This is a genomic window from Pseudomonas sp. CHM02, from assembly GCF_000612585.1.
Taxonomy (GTDB): Bacteria; Pseudomonadota; Gammaproteobacteria; order Pseudomonadales; family Pseudomonadaceae; genus Aquipseudomonas.
In genome coordinates, this window is record NZ_JFCA01000079.1 from 1 (window position 1) to 17,268 (window position 17,268).

The 17,268-nt window shown below is 62.5% G+C and carries 16 protein-coding genes and 1 pseudogene; 7 read left to right on the plus strand and 10 right to left on the minus strand.

Annotated elements, in window-relative coordinates:
• Positions 1–90: 90 nt before the first annotated feature.
• Complete coding sequence (locus BM70_RS0129815; RefSeq protein ID WP_025859410.1) at positions 91–1,686, minus strand: murein L,D-transpeptidase; 1,596 nt, start codon at positions 1,684–1,686, stop codon at positions 91–93.
• A gap of 40 nt (positions 1,687–1,726) precedes the next feature.
• Here BM70_RS0129815 and BM70_RS0129820 point away from each other — a divergent pair, with 40 nt between their 5' ends.
• Together BM70_RS0129820 and BM70_RS0129825 are read left to right on the plus strand one after the other, a co-directional pair.
• The gene (locus BM70_RS0129820) at positions 1,727–2,455 is read left to right on the plus strand and encodes a murein L,D-transpeptidase catalytic domain family protein (protein ID WP_025859411.1); all 729 of its coding nucleotides are present in this window, start codon (positions 1,727–1,729) and stop codon (positions 2,453–2,455) included.
• A gap of 32 nt (positions 2,456–2,487) precedes the next feature.
• The gene (locus BM70_RS0129825) at positions 2,488–3,243 is read left to right on the plus strand and encodes a creatininase family protein (RefSeq protein WP_025859412.1); all 756 of its coding nucleotides are present in this window, start codon (positions 2,488–2,490) and stop codon (positions 3,241–3,243) included.
• Between the two features lie 33 nt (positions 3,244–3,276).
• Here BM70_RS0129825 and BM70_RS0129830 read toward each other — a convergent pair whose 3' ends face one another.
• Both BM70_RS0129830 and BM70_RS0129835 read right to left on the minus strand, forming a co-directional pair.
• Positions 3,277–3,618, minus strand: coding sequence for a hypothetical protein (locus BM70_RS0129830; protein WP_025859413.1), 342 nt, complete (start codon positions 3,616–3,618; stop codon positions 3,277–3,279).
• Positions 3,619–3,653: 35 nt separating this feature from the next.
• On the minus strand, positions 3,654–4,298 hold the full coding sequence (locus BM70_RS0129835) for a hypothetical protein (protein ID WP_025859414.1): 645 nt from the start codon (positions 4,296–4,298) through the stop codon (positions 3,654–3,656).
• A gap of 132 nt (positions 4,299–4,430) precedes the next feature.
• Here BM70_RS0129835 and BM70_RS0129840 point away from each other — a divergent pair, with 132 nt between their 5' ends.
• Positions 4,431–4,703 (plus strand): hypothetical protein, encoded by a 273-nt coding sequence (locus BM70_RS0129840; protein WP_025859415.1) that lies wholly within the window; start codon positions 4,431–4,433, stop codon positions 4,701–4,703.
• On the opposite strand, the gene yfcF is transcribed toward BM70_RS0129840, so the two are convergent.
• The 5 genes from yfcF to BM70_RS0129865 form a co-directional block, all read right to left on the minus strand.
• Entirely contained in the window at positions 4,678–5,310 is a 633-nt protein-coding gene (gene yfcF, locus BM70_RS0129845; RefSeq protein ID WP_025859416.1) for a glutathione transferase, read from the minus strand. The genes BM70_RS0129840 and yfcF overlap by 26 nt on opposite strands.
• Before the next feature lie 96 nt (positions 5,311–5,406).
• The gene (locus BM70_RS0129850) at positions 5,407–5,949 is read right to left on the minus strand and encodes a DUF924 family protein (protein WP_025859417.1); all 543 of its coding nucleotides are present in this window, start codon (positions 5,947–5,949) and stop codon (positions 5,407–5,409) included.
• 122 nt (positions 5,950–6,071) lie between these two features.
• Complete coding sequence (locus tag BM70_RS0129855) at positions 6,072–8,501, minus strand: TonB-dependent receptor (RefSeq protein ID WP_025859418.1); 2,430 nt, start codon at positions 8,499–8,501, stop codon at positions 6,072–6,074.
• Positions 8,502–8,590: 89 nt separating this feature from the next.
• Positions 8,591–9,544, minus strand: a complete 954-nt coding sequence (locus BM70_RS0129860; protein WP_025859419.1) for a FecR domain-containing protein — start codon at positions 9,542–9,544, stop codon at positions 8,591–8,593.
• Positions 9,541–10,038 carry a sigma-70 family RNA polymerase sigma factor gene (locus BM70_RS0129865; RefSeq protein ID WP_043274439.1) on the minus strand — a complete coding sequence of 166 codons (498 nt, stop codon included), beginning with the start codon at positions 10,036–10,038 and terminating at the stop codon, positions 9,541–9,543. Before BM70_RS0129865 ends, BM70_RS0129860 begins: the two co-directional genes overlap by 4 nt.
• Before the next feature lie 135 nt (positions 10,039–10,173).
• Here BM70_RS0129865 and BM70_RS0129870 point away from each other — a divergent pair, with 135 nt between their 5' ends.
• Positions 10,174–11,328: a DUF1624 domain-containing protein gene (locus BM70_RS0129870; RefSeq protein WP_025859421.1), complete on the plus strand. Its 1,155-nt coding sequence runs from the start codon at positions 10,174–10,176 to the stop codon at positions 11,326–11,328.
• A gap of 103 nt (positions 11,329–11,431) precedes the next feature.
• Here the strand turns inward: BM70_RS0129870 and BM70_RS32895 are convergent.
• Both BM70_RS32895 and BM70_RS0129885 read right to left on the minus strand, forming a co-directional pair.
• Positions 11,432–12,114: pseudogene (locus BM70_RS32895) on the minus strand (hypothetical protein); the annotation flags it as partial.
• A 93-nt stretch (positions 12,115–12,207) separates the two neighbouring features.
• On the minus strand, positions 12,208–13,098 hold the full coding sequence (locus BM70_RS0129885) for a LysR family transcriptional regulator (RefSeq protein ID WP_025859424.1): 891 nt from the start codon (positions 13,096–13,098) through the stop codon (positions 12,208–12,210).
• 116 nt (positions 13,099–13,214) lie between these two features.
• Here BM70_RS0129885 and BM70_RS0129890 point away from each other — a divergent pair, with 116 nt between their 5' ends.
• From BM70_RS0129890 to BM70_RS0129900, 3 genes are all read left to right on the plus strand, one after another.
• Entirely contained in the window at positions 13,215–14,504 is a 1,290-nt protein-coding gene (locus tag BM70_RS0129890) for an FAD-binding oxidoreductase (RefSeq protein WP_025859425.1), read from the plus strand.
• Positions 14,505–14,523: 19 nt separating this feature from the next.
• Positions 14,524–15,612 carry a polyamine ABC transporter substrate-binding protein gene (locus BM70_RS0129895; protein ID WP_025859426.1) on the plus strand — a complete coding sequence of 363 codons (1,089 nt, stop codon included), beginning with the start codon at positions 14,524–14,526 and terminating at the stop codon, positions 15,610–15,612.
• Positions 15,613–15,680: 68 nt separating this feature from the next.
• Positions 15,681–17,268 (plus strand): GGDEF domain-containing protein (locus tag BM70_RS0129900; RefSeq protein ID WP_025859427.1); only part of this gene is annotated, 1,588 nt, incomplete at its 3' end.

The following is a 17,268-nucleotide window of genomic DNA, read 5'->3' on the forward strand; positions in this document are numbered from 1 at the left end:
CACAACAACCTGGTTCACCACAACAATCACTTTTGCCACAAAAAACTGCCCTGCCACAACAAGCCCTCTGGATACACAGGTAGCACTGCCTCAGAGCACACTCCCCATCGCCTTCATCAGCACCAGGTCGCGCCCGTAGATATCCGGCGCGTACACCAGGCCGCCCTGGCGGTCGACCTCGACGGTCCAGTAGCCCAACAGCACCGGTACCGGCGTCGCCAGCCTGAACTCATGGGTCACGCCGGTGGCCAGCAGTTCGTCGGTGCGGGCGCGTTCGGCCGGGCTCACCAACAGATCCCGCAGCAACAAGGGTTGTTCAACCCGCACGCAGCCCGAACTGAACGCTCGCGGCCCTTTGGTAAACAGCGGCTGGCTTGGCGTGTCGTGCAGGTACACCGAGTACGGGTTGGGAAAACGCATGACGATCTTGCCCAGCGGGTTGCGCGGCCCGGCTTCCTGGCGTAGCAGGATATTGCCGGGGCGTGCCCAGTCGATTTGTTCGGGGGCCAGTGGGTGGCCTTCGGCGTCGAGCACTTGCAGGTTTTGCTGGCGCAGGTATTCGGGGTTCAGGCGAATGGCCGGGAGTTTGTCCTCACGCATGATAGTGGGCGGGATGGTCCAGGTAGGGTTGAGCGTCAGGCGGGTGATGCGCGATTTGAGCAGCGGCGTCTGGCGTTCGGCCCGACCGACTTGCAGGCGGGTTTGCCACACGGGGATGCCACTCTGGTACACGCTCAGTTGCGCTGCGGCGACGTTGACCAGCACGCCTTCGGGCTCCAGGTCCTGGGCCAGCCAGCGGAAGCGTTCGAGGTTGATGCGCAGTTGCTCGCGGCGAACTGCCGGGCTGATATTCAGCTCGGCCACGGTGCCGGCACCGATCACGCCGTCGGCCTGCAAGGAATGGCTGAGCTGGAACGCCTTGACCGCCTTGACCAGTTCGTCGCGGTATTGCGTGCCGCTGGGTGCCTTGGCCAGGTAGCCGCCACTGATCAGGCGCCGTGCCAGTTCCGGGACGCGCGGGTCTTGCATGCCGGGGCGCAGCAGAGGACCGCTGGCCACCGGGTCCCAATGCGGCAATGGCTGCTGGCGCACGGTGGAGTACGCATTGCGCAAGCTGCGGTACAAATCGGCGCTGGGACGTGCCTGGTCAAACGCCTGGGCCAGGTCTTGTAGGCCCGTGGCGGCGAAGGCCAGCACTTCGGTGTCGGCGTCGCGGCTGGGCGGCTGGGAATGCCACAACGGTTCGAAGCGCGATTGCTGCAGGCGCCCGTAATGCAAATCCTGCAAGGCTTGCAAGTAGTGTTGGCTGATGCCGATATCGCTGCACAGCACGTTGGCCGTGGCATCCACCGCAGGCAGGCTATAGTGGTTGGGGTCCAGGCCGTCATCGGCGAGCATCAGCACCTGAGCGTGCAGGGCTTGCCGGCGCTCATCGGCGGACCACAGCGGCACGTTGCCCTGTTGCTGGTAGAAGGCTTGCAGGCGCAGTTGGGCGGCGACGTCGATCTGCGGCGCCAGGCCGGGGCAAACACTCGGCAGTTGCGCCAGGGCCTGCTGGACAGGCGCCAGATCGACCGGCGCCGGCGTTGTCACCGGCAACGGTTCGACCGGCAGCGCGTCGGCTGTCGCGACCAGTGGTGCAACGAGCAGGCAAATGCTCAAGTAACATGCGTGTTTTTTGAACAATTGGCTTTGCTCCAATCCACAGTGGGGGGATGTACTGTAGATGCTGACTTTTATGTGCCGGCTCGGGATGACCACCCTGGGCTTGATCACCGTGAGCCTGGCCGCGCTGAGCACGACTGCGCTCGCCGCCAATGGCACTCCTCCTTCCTTGTATAGCAGCCTGGCGCGCTCGGCTCCAGAACTCAATCCCACTGTACTCAAAAGCGCCCTGAGCGCCGTGCAGTGTGCGGTCAATAATGGCGAGGAACGTTCCGAACGCCTAGCGGTTATTGACTACTCCCAGCCTTCGACCGCCCGTCGGCTGTGGATCTTCGATTTGCGCAAGAAGACCCTGGTGCTGCGCGATCTGGTCGCCCATGGCGCCAAGTCCGGGGAAAACTTCGCCACCCAGTTCTCCAATCTCGAAGGCAGCCACCAGTCGAGCCTGGGCCTGTTCCGCACCCAGGAAAGTTACCTGGGCGCCCACGGTTACTCGTTGCGCATGGACGGCCTGGAGCCGGGTTTCAATGACCAGGCCCGCGACCGAGCCCTGGTGATCCACGCCGCCGACTACGTGAGCCCCTTGTGGAGCAAGCGCGAAGGCCGCATCGGCCGCAGCCAGGGTTGCCCGGCCGTGCGCCCGCAGGTGGCGCGGCAGGTGGTGGATAAGCTCAAGGATGGGCAGTTCATGTTTTCGTGGTACCCCGACCAGCGCTGGCTGAAGTCCTCGACGTACCTCAATTGCAAGCCCCAGCAGGTGGCGAGTAGTCGTACAATCCGTGGCGGATAGCCTGTCCCCATCGATAAAAAAGAGAGCCTCGCATGCTTCTACACCACTCCACCTGGATCGAGATCGGCCAGTTCCTGGAACGCAGCCGCACGGTGGTGATTCCAATCGGCTCCAATGAGCAGCACGGCCCTACCGGCCTGCTCGGCACCGACTGGATGTGCCCGGAGATCATTGCCCATGAGGCGCAAAAGAACGCCGATATCCTGATCGGCCCGACGTTCAATATCGGCATGGCCCAGCATCACCTGGGTTTTCCCGGCACCATTTCCCTGCGCCCTTCCACCTTTATCGCCGCGATTGGCGACTGGGTGCGTTCGCTGGCCGGGCACGGTTTCGAGAAGATTCTGTTTCTGAACGGCCATGGCGGCAATATCGCCACCATTGAAGCCGCGTTTTCCGAGCTGTATGCCGAAGCCAGTTTTGCCCGCCGTCCGGCCGGGTTCGCGCTGAAACTGGTGAACTGGTGGGACCTGGAAGGCGTGACCGACCTGGCCCAGCGCCAATTCCCGGTGGGCCATGGCAGCCATGCCACGCCATCGGAGATTGCGGTGACGCAGTGGGCGTACCCGGAGTCGATCAAGACCACCGACTACTCACCGCAAATCGCCAACACCGGGCCGATCCGCGAAGCGCTGGACTTCCGCGCACGCTTCCCCGACGGGCGCATGGGCTCGGACCCGGCGCTGGCGACTGTAGAAAAAGGCGGGGAGTTGGTGGCGTTGGCTGCGCAAGGGCTGGTCAAGACCGTCAATAACTTCAGTCACGAAGCCAAACCAAACACTCTTTAGTAGCACGGTTTGCCGGCGCCTACAGCGCACGTGTTACCTGCATTCTTGCGCTGCCAACTCCAACCGCGACGGCGTGATGGTCGACGCCAACGGCTTGCGCTCATACAGGAACACTTTGCCGCCGTCCTGGGACTTGTAGGCTTCCAGCACATCATCGGCGGCAATCTTGCTGGTCAACACCACCTTGGCGTGACGCGAGTTCTGCGTCACGGTGGAGCTGATCCCGTGTTTCTCGAGCTTGGGCACCACGCATTGCACATAGGCTTCGGGGCCCTTGCTGGTTTGCAGGGTCAGGGTCGGGGCGTTGGGAGCGGAAACACAACCGGCCAGCAACAGGGAAGCAAAGGCCAAGGCCGGGACAAAAAAAGCGCGCATGAAAAATTCCTGATTATAAAAAATAAAGGTTCACATCAACCCGCACGGACTAAAGACTTGAGCGACGCATCGAACTGCTTCAAGGCATCGAGTTGCACATCCCGCTGCTGTTCGATCTGCGCGGCAATTTCCGGTGCGGCCTTGTCATGCACCCACACCGACGGCACCTGCTTGTGCACCGAGCCTTCGGCCTTGGCGATGTATTGCAGGTTCGCGTCGTAGAACCGCGCAATGAAACGCGCCTCGACCTGGTCGTTACGCTGGGTCAGCAGTTGGTTATGGGTATCGAGCATCACCACCACATCGGGGTGAGCCTGCACCAGGGCGTCCAGGTTGTCGTAGACCGTCACCGACAAAAAAGTGCCTTGCAGCGAGCTCATCAACCAATCGATGGCCAGTTCCGGGTCGGAGCTGTTGACGAACGCCTGGCGGATACGCCCGTCGAGGGCATCCTTGGCGCCATTCAAGGCCATGTCGTGGTAGCGTTCAAGGTAGCTGAGGTTGTCGCGGGTGTTATCGCTCAGCAATACACCCACCGACTGTGCGTGCTGCAGGGATTCTACGCCAGCGCCGAGTGGTAGCAAATGGCTTGTACGCAGATCATCGGCGAGTGCCGCATTGTTGATCGCAACCGTGCCAAGCATCAACATCATTAGAACCAGCTGAATAAACGTCCTCATCGCGCATTTCCTTGAACAGCGTCTCGATGGGCGTGATTTTCCGCTTTTCCTGCAAAAACAGAACTTGCGATCCGTGATGGTGACTATTATCTGAACCGATAGTGCACCCATAAAACCTATAAGGACCACGCCATGAAGCCCCACCAGAAAACCTTCGACCGCATCCGCGAAGCCGTCCTGCCGGAGTTTCGCGAGCGCGTCGCCGATTACCTGGTCGACTATGAAGACGTGCTGCAGGACGCGGCGGCGAGCGCGGACCAGGTCAGCGCCAGCGCCCATCAACTGCGCGGTTACCTGCGTGGCTTGAACACCACGCGGGTGTTGGGCATGGCGGACTGGGAGGACCTGGACCGCCGCGTCGCGCAAATGGCCGGCAGCCCTACGACACAGGGCGTTGCAGGTTGACCCATGCCTGCACGGACGGCCGTTGCCACTGGCGCTGGGCGTAGCTCACCAATTCGGCGGGCACGCTGTCACCGTTGAGGATCAAGCGATTGAGCATCACGGCCAGGTCCGCGTCAGCAATGGACCACTCACCGAACAAGTAAGGCCGATTGCCGGCCAACAGCGCTTGCGCCGCACTGATCAACTTGGCCGCCGCCGCTTCAGCCACAGCGGTCAGTGGCGGCATCTTCTGCCCGTAGAACACCACCATCGTCGAGCGCTCCTGACGGATCGGCAACAAATCGCTGCGCAGCCATGCCTGCACCTGTCGCGCCCTCGCCCGCTGCTTGGCATCGGCCGGGTAAACCGGCGTGCCTGGGTAGGCCTGCTCCAGGTACTCGGTGATTGCCGAGGACTCGGACAGCGCAAAGTCGCCTTCTACCCAGGTGGGGACGCGCTGGGTCAGGGACAGCCGGGCAAAGTCGGCCGCGTGCTGTTGCGCGGCATCCAGGTCCAGGGTGATCGTGTCGAACGCCAGGCCTTTTTCCCGCAAGGCGACAAACACCGACATGGCGTAGGGGCTGGTGTACAGATGATCAACATACAGACGCAACGGACGCTGGCTCATAACGATTCTCCTTGAGGGGAACACCACGCTACGAGATGTGCCGCCAGAAAGACAATGCGCTGTTTTTATGGAGGCATTCCTGGACGGAATACCGGGCTAGCCGGCAAACCCGCCCTTGTTCAGAAAAGCGCGCTCTTCGTTCGTGGTGTCCCGCGCCAGCACCTCATTACGATGGGGAAACCGCCCGAACCGCTCGATGATCTCGGCGTGCTCCTGGGCCCAATGGTAGGTGTTGGCGTCCAGTTGCTGGTTGAGTGCCAGGGAGCGTTGCTGGTCGGCTGGATCCTCGGAATGCTCGAACGGCAGATAACAGAAGGCACGCAATGTCGGCTCGACCTGCCGATCAAGCCCGGCGTCGACCATGCGCCGGGCATACAGGCGCGCCAGCGGGTCGGTGGCGAACATATGCGCGGTGCCACGAAAGGCGTTGCGGGGAAATTGGTCGAGCAGGATCAACAACGCCAGGGCCCCTTGCGCCGAGTCCAGCCAGCTTTCCAGTTCACGCCGGGCGGCGCGCAGGTGGGTATCGTGGAAAGTCTCGCGGAAGGCGGCGTCGAAGGCATCGTCCTTGGCAAACCAGCGCTTGGGGCCGGCGTTTTTCCAGAAGTCGATGACGGATTGCGGGGTGTCGTTGCTCATAGTCGCTACCTATTCTCAATCGATTGCCTCGACGGTAGCAGAAACCCGATATCAATTGTGGTGAGCGGGATTGCCCGCTCACCACAACAAGCCCACAAGGCAGAGACAAGCGTATTGGCGGATCAGAAGTCCACCGTTGCCGAGAGCTTGACCGTGCGCGGCTCGCCCTGGGTCAGGTAGTTGTTGGCGGTCGATGCCGAGGCCCAATACGCCTTGTTCGCCACGTTTTCGACATTGGCGCGCAGGGTCACGTATTTGTCGTCCGCCTTGAAACCATAGCGGGCGCCGAGGTCGACGCGGGACCAGGCCGGGATGCTCAGGGTGTTGGTGGCGTTGACGTACTCGCCACCGGTGCGCAGCATCCGCGCGTTGACGGCGGCGCCCTGGATACCGGGAATGTCCCAGTCGGCGCCGACGTTGTACTGGAAGCGCGGCACACCGGCAGCGCGGTTGCCGTCGCTGAGGCCGTTGGAGGTGTTCTTCAGTTCGGTGTTCATCCAGGTCGCACCGGCCAGCAGGCGCAGGCCATCGACCGGTTCGCCGAAGACGTTCAGCTCCACGCCTTTGTTGATCTGCTCGCCATCGACGCTGAAGGTGTCCAGGCTATTGCCGGGCAGGCGCGACGTGGAGCTGTTCGGCTGCTCGATACGGTACACCCCCAAGGTGGCGCCATAGGTGTCCCAATCCAGCTTCACCCCGGCTTCCGTCTGTTTGCTGCGGTTAGGCGCAAACACTTCGTCGCGGTTGGTGACGTTGGACGGCGCCGTCGGCCCCTGGGCCAACCCTTCGATGCGGTTGGCGTAGAAAGACACGTGCTCCCACGGTTTGACCACCAGGCCGTAAACCGGTGTGGTGATGGACTCGTCATAGTTGGCGTTGCGCAGCCCCGTGGTGGTGTTCCACGCATCCACTTCAATGGTCTGACGACGTACGCCCAGGGTCAGCAGCACGCGATCGTCGATAAAGCCCAGGGTGTCGGACACCGCCGCGCTCTTGATGCGGTTCTTGCCGACGATGCGCGGGTCATGGATATCGCTGCCGAAGTACGTAACGGTCGGACGCGGGATCTGGGTCGGGTTGTACAGATTGCCGGGGCGGCGGTTGCCCTGCAGGATCGCCTCGAAGGCCGAACGCTGCTCGCCCCAGATGCCCGACAAACCAACGTTGACCTGATGGGTCACCGGCCCTGTATTGAAATGCCCGTTCAAGCCGGCCATGGCACTCTTGTTGTCTTCATCGTGAGGCGAGTACAAAAAGCCCACGCGACCGCTGCCGTCGTTGCCCACATACAGCGACGAATACTGGCCATTCTCCCGCGTATGCTTGGCCCCGCCCCCCACATAAGCCGTCCAGCTTTCATTCAAATCGTACTCGGCATTGAACATGCCGTAGGTGTCTTCCAGCTCCGACCAGCTCCAGTCCTGGGCATAGTTATGCTTGGCGGATGGCGCCTTCGGCACTTGGGTGCCATTGGGGTACACCACCGAGCGACCGTTGTTGATGCGCTCTTTCTGGTAACCGAAGTCGGTGGACACCCGCAAGCGATCGCCACGGTAGTCCAGGGCGACCGCCACCAGTTGCGAGCTTTTGAATTCGTCCTCGATGGCCGTGTCGCCGCCATGCCTGGCCAGGTTGACCCGCGCGCCGAAGCGGTTGTCTTCGCCAAATCGCTGGCCCAGGTCGAGGTGGCCGCCACTCTGGCCATCGGTGGTGGTGTCGAGAGTGACGCTGCGCGTGGGTGCGTCTTCGGCGCGCTTGGGCACCAGGTTGACGCTGCCGCCAATGCCACTGCCCGCCGGCGACACACCATTGACGAACGCGTTGGGGCCCTTGAACAACTCGACCCGCTCCAACGCCTCGGTGGTGATGATCTGCCGCGGCAGCACGCCGTACAGGCCATTGAAGGCGATGTCATCGGTGTTCAGCGGCAGCCCGCGAATGGTGAAGACCTGGGAGAAGTTGCCAAAGCCATTGGACTGGCGCACCGACGCGTCATTGAGCAGCACATCCCCCACGGTCCGCGCCTGCTGGTCGGCGATGGTCTTGGCGGTGTAGCTGACCACGCTGAACGGCACATCATTGATCGAGCGATTGCCCAACACACCGAGGCGCGCCGAACGCGCGACCTGGCCACCGCCATACGTGTCCACCTGCGCCCCGCTCTCACCGCTGATGGTGGTCGCGCCCAACTGCAACGTATCGCCCGTGGCCTCAGGCACCACGGTGTAGCCGTTGCCACCGGTGCTTTGCAGGGTATAGCCGCTGCCTTGCAGCAGTTGCATGAAGCCCGACTGCGCGGTGAAGCTACCCTGCAAACCGGCGCTTTGCTGATCATTGAGCAGCGTGGAATCAAACGACAATGGCACCCCGGACAACGCCGCAAACTGCGCAAGCACATTGCCCAACGGCCCCGGCGCAAGGGTGTAGGTGCGCGCCGCGCTGGTCGATGCTGCCTGCGCTGCCACGGCACTGTGCAACGGTGCGATGGCGGCGAGGGCAACAGCCAGGCTCAAGGCCTTCAAGGGGCGAATGGGGTGCGGTGTGAAGGTCATGGGCATTCCTGTCGGCGCGGTGCAGAGTTGAGGGTTCTCCCCTACACCGGGCGACAACGAAAAAGGTATCAGCGGACGTCGAAAAAAATTCAGCGCGGCTCGACCGTCACCCAGTAGCCGGTCAGGCTGCTGACGTTGACCGGCAGGGTTTCCTGCAGCAGGCGCAGGCTGGCGTCGGTGTCGCGCAGCGGGAACGCCCCGGAGACAGTCAGCCCGGCCACGCTGTGATGGCAGCGCAACACACCGTGACGGTAGCGTCCCAGCTCGTCGAGCAAGTCCGCCAGGCGCATCTGCTGGGCCAGCAGCATGCCGTTTTCCCACGTGGTTGCGCTGATCTCCAGCGGCTGCACCGCAGCCACGCTGTCACTGCCAAAGGCGCTTTGCTCGCCGGCCTTGAGGATCAGCCCACGGCTGGCATGCTCCGGGAGCATTTCCACCGCGCCCTCGAGCACCGCCACGCGGCTGCTCTGCTCACCGACGCGCACGCTGAAATGCGTGCCCAGGGCCCGCGCCGTGCCGTGGCGGGTCTGCACGATAAACGGACGATGGGTGGGTGCGGGGTCCCTGGCGGTGGTGATCATCACTTCGCCCTGCAGCAACTCGATACGCCGCACCTGATCGGTGAAGGCGATATTCAGTGAACTGGCGGTGTTGATCAGCAGGCGCGTGCCATCGGGCAAGGTGAGGTTGCGTTGTTCGCCGATGGCGGTGTGCTGGTCGGCGGTCCACGACTGCCAGGGCTTCTGCCGATAAGCCAGCCAGCTCGCCGGCGCCGTCAGCAGCAACAGCCCGAGGGCCTGGCGGCGGCCGAGGGATTTTTTGCGACCGATGCGCTTGAGGGTGTCACCGGCAATCGCAGCCGGCACGCTGTCGAAGTCACCCAGGATCGCTTCCGCGCGTTGCCAGGCCTGGGCATGCTGGGCGCTGCGGCCCTGCCACTGGGCGATGGCGCGACGGTCCTCGTCGGTGGCACTGCCGGACTGCAACTGCACCATCCAGTCGGCGGCTTCGCCAAGGATCAGCGGGTCGATGGACGGGGTCATGCCACGCTCAGGCATGCCAGGAACGCATCGCGCATGTAGCGTTTGACCGAGGCCAGCGACACCTTCAATTCATCGGCGATCTGCGCGTAAGTCAGGCCATCGATCTGCGACATCAGGAAGGCCTGGCGGGTCTTTTCCGGTAAATCGCGCAGCATGGCTTCGATGCGGTACAGCGCCTCAAGGATCAGCCAGCGGGTTTCCGGCGACGGGACTTCCTGCTCCGGCAGGTGGGCGATGGTTTCCAGGTAGGCGCGTTCGACTTCCTGGCGGCGCCAGCTGTCGATCATCAAGCCCTTGGCGATGTGGGTGAGCAACGCCCGCGGCTCACTGCCGAAACCGGCGCTGTTCTGGCGGGTCAGCAAGCGCATGAAGGTATCGTGGGCCAGGTCCGCCGCATCGCTGGCATTGCCCAGCTTGCGGTCGAGCCAGCGGTACAACCATCCGTGGTGTTCGCAGTACAGCTCCTGGACAGGCAGATTGAGGGGGGACGACATGCGAATCACCGGCACGGGGGGCCAAGGAGTAATTAAGAATTGATCGCATTCTAATCCGAGCGATGAAACGCGGCAACGCGCAAATTAATGTTATAGGATAACGCCCCTTTGCCGCCCTGCCCTGTGATTCCGTCCATGACCGACACCACTCGCCTACGCCAACGCCTGCTTTCCATCGACGCCCTGCGCGGCCTGGTGATCCTGTTCATGCTGCTGGACCACGTCCGCGAAACGTTCCTGCTGCACCGTCAGGTCAGCGACCCGATGAGCATCGACAGCACTGAGCCCGCGCTGTTTGTCAGCCGCACCCTCGCCCATCTGTGCGCGCCGGTATTTGTGCTGCTCACCGGCTTATCCGCCTGGTTGTACGGCCAGAAGTACTCGGGCCGCCGCGATGTGTCGGCGTTCCTGTTCAAGCGCGGGCTGTTCCTGGTAGTGCTGGAATTTACCCTGGTCAACTTCGCCTGGACCTTCCAACTGCCGCCCAGCGTGATCTACCTGCAGGTGATCTGGGCCATCGGCGTGAGCATGCTCGCCCTGGCCGCGCTGGTGTGGTTGCCGCGCGTGCTGCTGATCACCTTGGCGCTGGTGATCATTGGCGGGCACAACCTGCTGGACGGCCTGCACTTCGAGGCGGGGTCGGCCTGGCATATTCCATGGACGATCCTGCATGAGCGCCACTGGATCGACGTCGGCGATTCGCTGCGGCTGCGTACTACCTACCCGGTGCTGCCATGGGTTGGCGTGATTGCATTGGGGTACGGCCTCGGTCCGTGGTTTGCCAAGGGCATGCAGCCTGCATTGCGCCAGCGTTATCTGTTGCTGGGTGGTGTAAGTGCCTGGGTGGGGTTCGTGGTGTTGCGCACCGCCAATGGCTATGGCGAGAAGCCTTGGCATGCCTATGAGAACGGCGTACAGACGCTGATGAGCTTTTTCAACATCACCAAATATCCGCCTTCGCTGTTGTTTCTGGCGTTGACCCTGGGGCTTGGGTTGCTGCTGTTGCTGGCGTTTGAGCGTGCGGGGCAGAAACGCTGGATCAGTGTGCTCGCCACCTTTGGCGCGGCGCCGATGTTCTTCTATTTGCTGCACCTGTATGTGCTGAAAGTGCTGTACGTCGCCTGCGTTGCCTGGTTCGGCCTCAACCACGGCAACTACTTCGGTTTCGACAGTATCGGCGCTATCTGGCTGGTGGCGCTGTTACTGCCGCTAGCCCTCTACCCGCCCGTGCGCTGGTTCGCCGGGCTCAAGGCCCGGCGCCGCGACCTGGCCTGGCTCAAATACCTCTGACCCCCTACCTGCAGGAGCTGGCTTGCCGGCGATGGCGTTCTCACGGGCGCCATCGCCGGCAAGCCGGCTCCTACACAGGTTTGTGTGCTACGCCAGCTCGGCGCGCAGCTAGTTTGTCTTCTCGGCCCAGGTCGACCGGGCTGTGCAGCAAGGAACAGGACGGCGCCACCCACAGGCGGTCACCGAGTTTTTCATGGGCATGCTGCAACGTGGCCAGGGCCTTCTCCAGGTCGCAACGCCAGACGTTGCGGCCGTTGACCACGCCCAGACACAGGTACGTCAGTGGGCCGATGACAACGGGCTTGACGTTATGGCCCAGCTCACGGGCTTCCTGCACTTCTTCGAACAACTGGTCCCACCCCAGGTGGAAGTACTGGTCGGCGCTGAACTCGGGCACCAGGTAGTGGTAGTTGGTATCGAATGGTATCGAACCACTTGGTCATTTCCTGGGCGTGAGCCCCGCCACAGCACCTGTCGCTGACACCGCGCGCCATGCCGAACAGGGCGTTCAGCGTGACGTTGCCATCGGCGGGACGAAAGCGCTCAGGGACCACGCCGAACATCAGCGATGTGGGTGAGCACTTGGTCGTACCAGGCAAAATCACCGGCACGCAGCAGTTCGATGCCCGCTGCCTTCTGCAGCGCCCAATGAGTCTTGCGCAGGTCACGGCCGACGGCACGCAGGCCGGCTTCGTCGAGCTCGCCCTTCCAGAACGCTTCTTGCGCCTTTTTCAGTTCACGATCGCGTCCAATGCGTGGACATCCTAGGGAATGGGCGAGTGCTATGACGTGCAACTCCACTGTCGATAGGTAGGGCAGCCATTGTCGACAGGCATTCATCATGAGACAAACTCATTTTATCCCAGATAATAACAAGATCTACTCATGTTCCGATCCAGCCGGCACCTGCCGCCCGAACCACTCCATGACCACGGCACAGCCGGGATGCGAAGCGGCCATAGGCTGCAGACACAACGCATATACCCCACCTGTTTTCAGGGGTTCGCCCAACGGCACCCTCAATACACCGCGCTCGATGGATTCGGCGGCCAGGGTCAGGTCGGTCATCGCAACGCCCAGACCACGTGCGGCCGCGTCCAGCGCCAGCTCATCGAGGTTGAACGGGATATGCCGGTAATCCTCCAGCGCACCGGCACCGTTGGCCGCCAGCCACACGCGCCAGTCTTGCTTGTCTACCGAGCGGTGCAGCAGCGCTACCTGACGCAACGCCTCGAGCGATGCCAGCGGCCCCAGGCCGGGCGTGCAGACCGGTACTAGTTGTTCGTGGAACAGGGTCAGGCAAGCCGGATCGTTCGGCGATTGGGGCAGGTATTGAATGTAGGCATCGCTGTCACTGGCTGGCTCGACCACTTCCGTGGCGACAGTTTCGATCGCCAGAGAAATATCCGGGTGCAGGCGGTAAAAGTCGCTGAGCCTGGGCAGGAGCCAGCGCACCGCCAGCGACACATGCAGGCGAATCCGGAACGCGCGTTTGTGCGGTGAAATCCGATCTTCCAGCGCCTTGAGCTGGGCCAGGACAGCGCGCGCACTGGCCAGCACCTGCTCGCCCTCGGCCGTCAGGCTCAGGTGACGACTGGTGCGCGTAAGCAGCGCCACGCCGAAATGGCTTTCCAACTGCTGTATTTGTCGACTCACCGCGCTCTGGGTTAGGCACAGCGTTTGCGCGGCGTGGGTGAAACTGCCGCGGTCACTCACTTCGACCAACGCCTGCAAGCCTTGCAACGATGGCACATGCCGGATCTTATCCATGCGTTTTCCGAATGGCTGGATGATTTTATAACGTTGGTTGTATCACCCATGCCCCTATAAATTCCAGCCATCGACTTAAAACATCCATGCGCACAGTGCATGCAAGCGAGGCCCCCGTGGACACTACCTGTGGCTGGATAGCCCAAACCGACGCCCTTCCCGCCCGCGCACCGCTGACAGGCACACAGCAGGCCGACTGGCTGGTGATCGGTGCCGGCATCACCGGCCTTTGCGCCGCCCATACCCTGGCGGCCCTGCACCCTCAGGCACGTGTGGTGATCATCGACCGTCAATGCGCGGCCCAAGGTGCGTCGGCGCGTAACTCGGGGTTTGTCGTGGCTCACGAACACCCGGCCGACAATGAATTGCTGGGGCGCCCAGGCTTCTGCGGCTTTGAAGTCGACACAGCAATCTCCCGCGCCGCCAGCGACGAAGTACGCCAACGCATTACCCGCCATGGCATCGATTGCGACTTTCGCGACAACGGCTACTTCTTTGCCGTGCATGACGCCGACAAACTCAATCACGTCGATGCCAAGCTCGCGACGCTGCGGGCTCTCGGCGCATCTGCCGAACTGCTGCAGGGCGACGCGTTGCACAGCAAGCTCGGCACCGCGCATTACCAGGCCGGCATCTGGTGCGGTGGCGGCAACGCGCTGCTGCAACCGGCCAAGTACGTGAAGGGCTTGCTGGAGGCTTTACCGGCAACGGTCACCTTGTTTGAAAACACCGACATCACCGGCCTGGAGCGCATGGCCAACGGCGCCATTCGTGCCACGAGCGCCAGCGCCGCCGTCGAAGCGCAGCACGTGCTGGTGTGCCTCAACGCGTTCATCCCCCGCGTCGGCCTCGACAACAGCGCCACGTTTCCCATGGAACTCAGTGCCAGCCTCACCCGACCGCTAACGGCCAAGGAATGCGCGGCCGAACCGTGGGGCGTGCTGTCCACGCGGCCACTGGGTGCAACCGTACGCCTGACCCCGGACCGCCGCGTAATGATCCGCAACACGGCCGAGTACCGCATGCGAGACCTGTCCAACGGCGAACTGCAGCAGCGTCGTCATCACCATCTGCGCGGCTTGCAACGGCGCTTCCCCTGGCTCACCGAGCAGGACATCCACTACACCTGGACCGGCCACCTCAGTGCATCGCGATCCGGCCAGCCCTACTTCGCCAAGGTCGAGGACAACCTGTACGCGATTGCCGGCTGCAACGGCTCCGGCGTGGCGCGTGGCACGCTGTGGGGACGGTTGATGGCGGAGTGGGCGTCGGGGCACAGCTCGCCGCTGTTGCAGTCGGTCATCCAGCGTGCGCAGCCCGGCTGGCTGCCGCCGCGTCCATTGTTCGATCTCGGCGCGTTGCTGCGCATGCGTGTCGAGGCCGTGCGCGCCCGTTCAGAAATCTAAAACAAAAAAGGTGAATGCAATGCACATCAAGCGATTGTCCATGGCCGTCATGCTCAGCGCGTTTTCAGTGGCCGGGTATGCCGCCGAAGAGGTGAACATCTCCAACTGGAACGGCTACATCGCCGACGACACCCTCACACGCTTTAACCAGGCGACCGGGATCAAGGCCACCTACGACATTCATGACAGCAACGAAGTACTCGAATCCAAGTTGATGACCGGCAACACCGGCTACGACGTGGTCAGCCCTTCGAACCACTTCCTGTCGCGGTTGATCAAGGCCGGTGCGATCCAGAAGCTGGACCGCAGCCAGTTGCCCAACTGGAAAAACCTCGACCCGCTGCTGATGAACAAGCTCGAGGCCAATGACCCCGGCAATCAGTACGGCTTCCCGTACATGTGGGGCACCGCTGGCATCGGCTATAACGTCGAGAAGATCAAGGCGATCTTTGGCAACACCGATGTCACCCGCTCATGGAAGATGTTCTTCGATGAAGACACGATCAAGAAACTCAGCAGTTGCGGCGTGGCGATCATCGACAACCCGACGCAGATCCTGCCGATCACCCTCAACTACCTGGGCCTGCCCCACCACAGCCACGAACCAGCCGACTATAAAAAGGCCGAGCAGGCACTATTGAAGATCCGCCCCTACGTCCAGTACTTCCACGCGTCCAAGTACATCAGCGACCTGGCAAACGGCAATGTCTGCGCGGTCATCGGTTTCAACGGCGACGTGGTGCAAGCAGCGGCGAGCGCCAAGGAGGCCAAAAACGGAATCGAGATCGCCTACTCCATCCCCGAAGAGGGCTCGACACTGTGGATGGACATGGTGGTGATGCCCAAGGCCGCGCCCCATGAAAAAAATGCCTACGCCTACATGAACTACCTGCTCGACCCCAAGGTGATCGCCAATATCAGCAACAGTATCCACTACGCCAATCCCAACAGCGCGGCAGATGAATTTCTCGTGCCGGCCGTCAAGCAGGACCCGGCCATCTACCCGCCAAAAACCGTGATGGACAAGTTATTCATCCTCGAAGACCTGCCGCCCGCGATAGCGCGGTTGGCCACGCGCCTATGGACCAAACTCAAGACCAATACGTGAATCACGACTGGCAAGCGGCCTGAGATTACGCCTACCATGTAATGACTCACCGCCTCAGATAGAGCCCCATGATCAAAGCCAGTCTGCGCAGTCACCTGACCCTGTGGTTTGCCAGTTTGTCGTTGTTGACCCTGTTGAGCGTCGGGGTCTATGTAGGCCATATCGCCACCGAACAGATGAAACAGGCCAGCGGCAATACGCTGCTGAGTACGGCGCGCTCCACCGCTGCGCTGCTGGCCGTGCAACTGCGCGAGCGCCAATTGGAGGTGTCCTTGCTGAGCAAGGCACCGATCATGCACAGGGGCGATCTTGATGCGTCGGATATCCTGACCTTGATGGAACTGCGCACCCAGTCGCGCGCCGAGTATGCCTGGATGGGCGTGGCCGACGCCGAGGGCAAGGTGCGCCAGGCGGTCAACGGTCTGCTGGTCAATCAGTCGGTGCAGCAACGGCCGTGGTTCCAGGCGGGCATGCGCGGCGAGTACACCGGCGATCCCCATGAGGCCGTGCTGCTGACCAAGCTGCTGCCGGCGGCCGCCAACGGTGAGCCGCTGCGCTTTATCGATTTCGCCGCACCGATTCGCAATGCCCAGGGCGAGACCATCGGCGTGCTGGGCGCGCATGCGCATTGGCGCTGGGTCACGCAAATCGTCGACTCTGCCGTGATGCAGAAGGATGCCGTGCCAGACCTTGAAGCGCTGATTGTCGACTTCGACGGCAAAGTGCTTTACCCGGAAGCGTTGGCGGGTCAGCAGATGCCGCCGGCCAACCTGGGCACGCCGTCGGGCTGGTCCACCGGCAACGGCTACGTCACCGCGTCGGTGGCGGTGCCCAGCCCGTCGAATGCGAAAGTGAGCTGGTACATCATGGTGCGCCAGCCTCTGGACGTCGCGCTGCAACCGGCCCGCGTGCTGCTGTACAAATTGTTGCTGCTGGGCCTGATCGCGGCGGTGGTGTTCGGACTGGCCGCCTACTACCTGGCGTCCACCCTCAGCCGCCCGATCGAACGCCTGGCCCGGTCCGCCAAGCAGGTGCAGGACCATCAACCCGGCGCCGTCTTCCCCCAGGAACACCGGGTACTGGAAATCGCTCAGCTGGGACGCTCGCTCACCGGCATGACCCAATCCCTGTTGTCCAAGGAGCGCCAACTTCAAGAAGCCAACGCCTCCCTGGAAGCCACCGTCGCGCAGCGCACCGCCGACCTCACCCAAGCCAATGCAGACTTGCTCAAGCTTGCCACCCACGATGCCTTGACCGGGGTCTACAACCGCCGTCGCTTCGATGAAAAACTTGCCGAAAACAGCCTGATGTTCCAGCGTACCGGCCGCACCTTCGCTCTGCTGCTGATCGACGCCGACTACTTCAAGCGCGTCAACGACACCTACGGCCACGCGATCGGCGATGACGTGCTGTGCCAACTGGCCGCACTGATTGAAAACACCACCCGCGCCACCGACTTTGTCGCGCGTTATGGCGGTGAAGAGTTCGCGGTGCTGCTGCCCGAAGTCGAAGAGCCCGACAGCCCCGAAGTGGTGGCGGAAAAGATCCGTGCGGCCGTGGAGGCGGCGGTGTTTCCAACCGTGGGCCATGTGACCGTAAGCATCGGCGTGGCCGTGGCCGAGCCTTCCGACCGAGACACCTCGGCGCTGCTCAAGC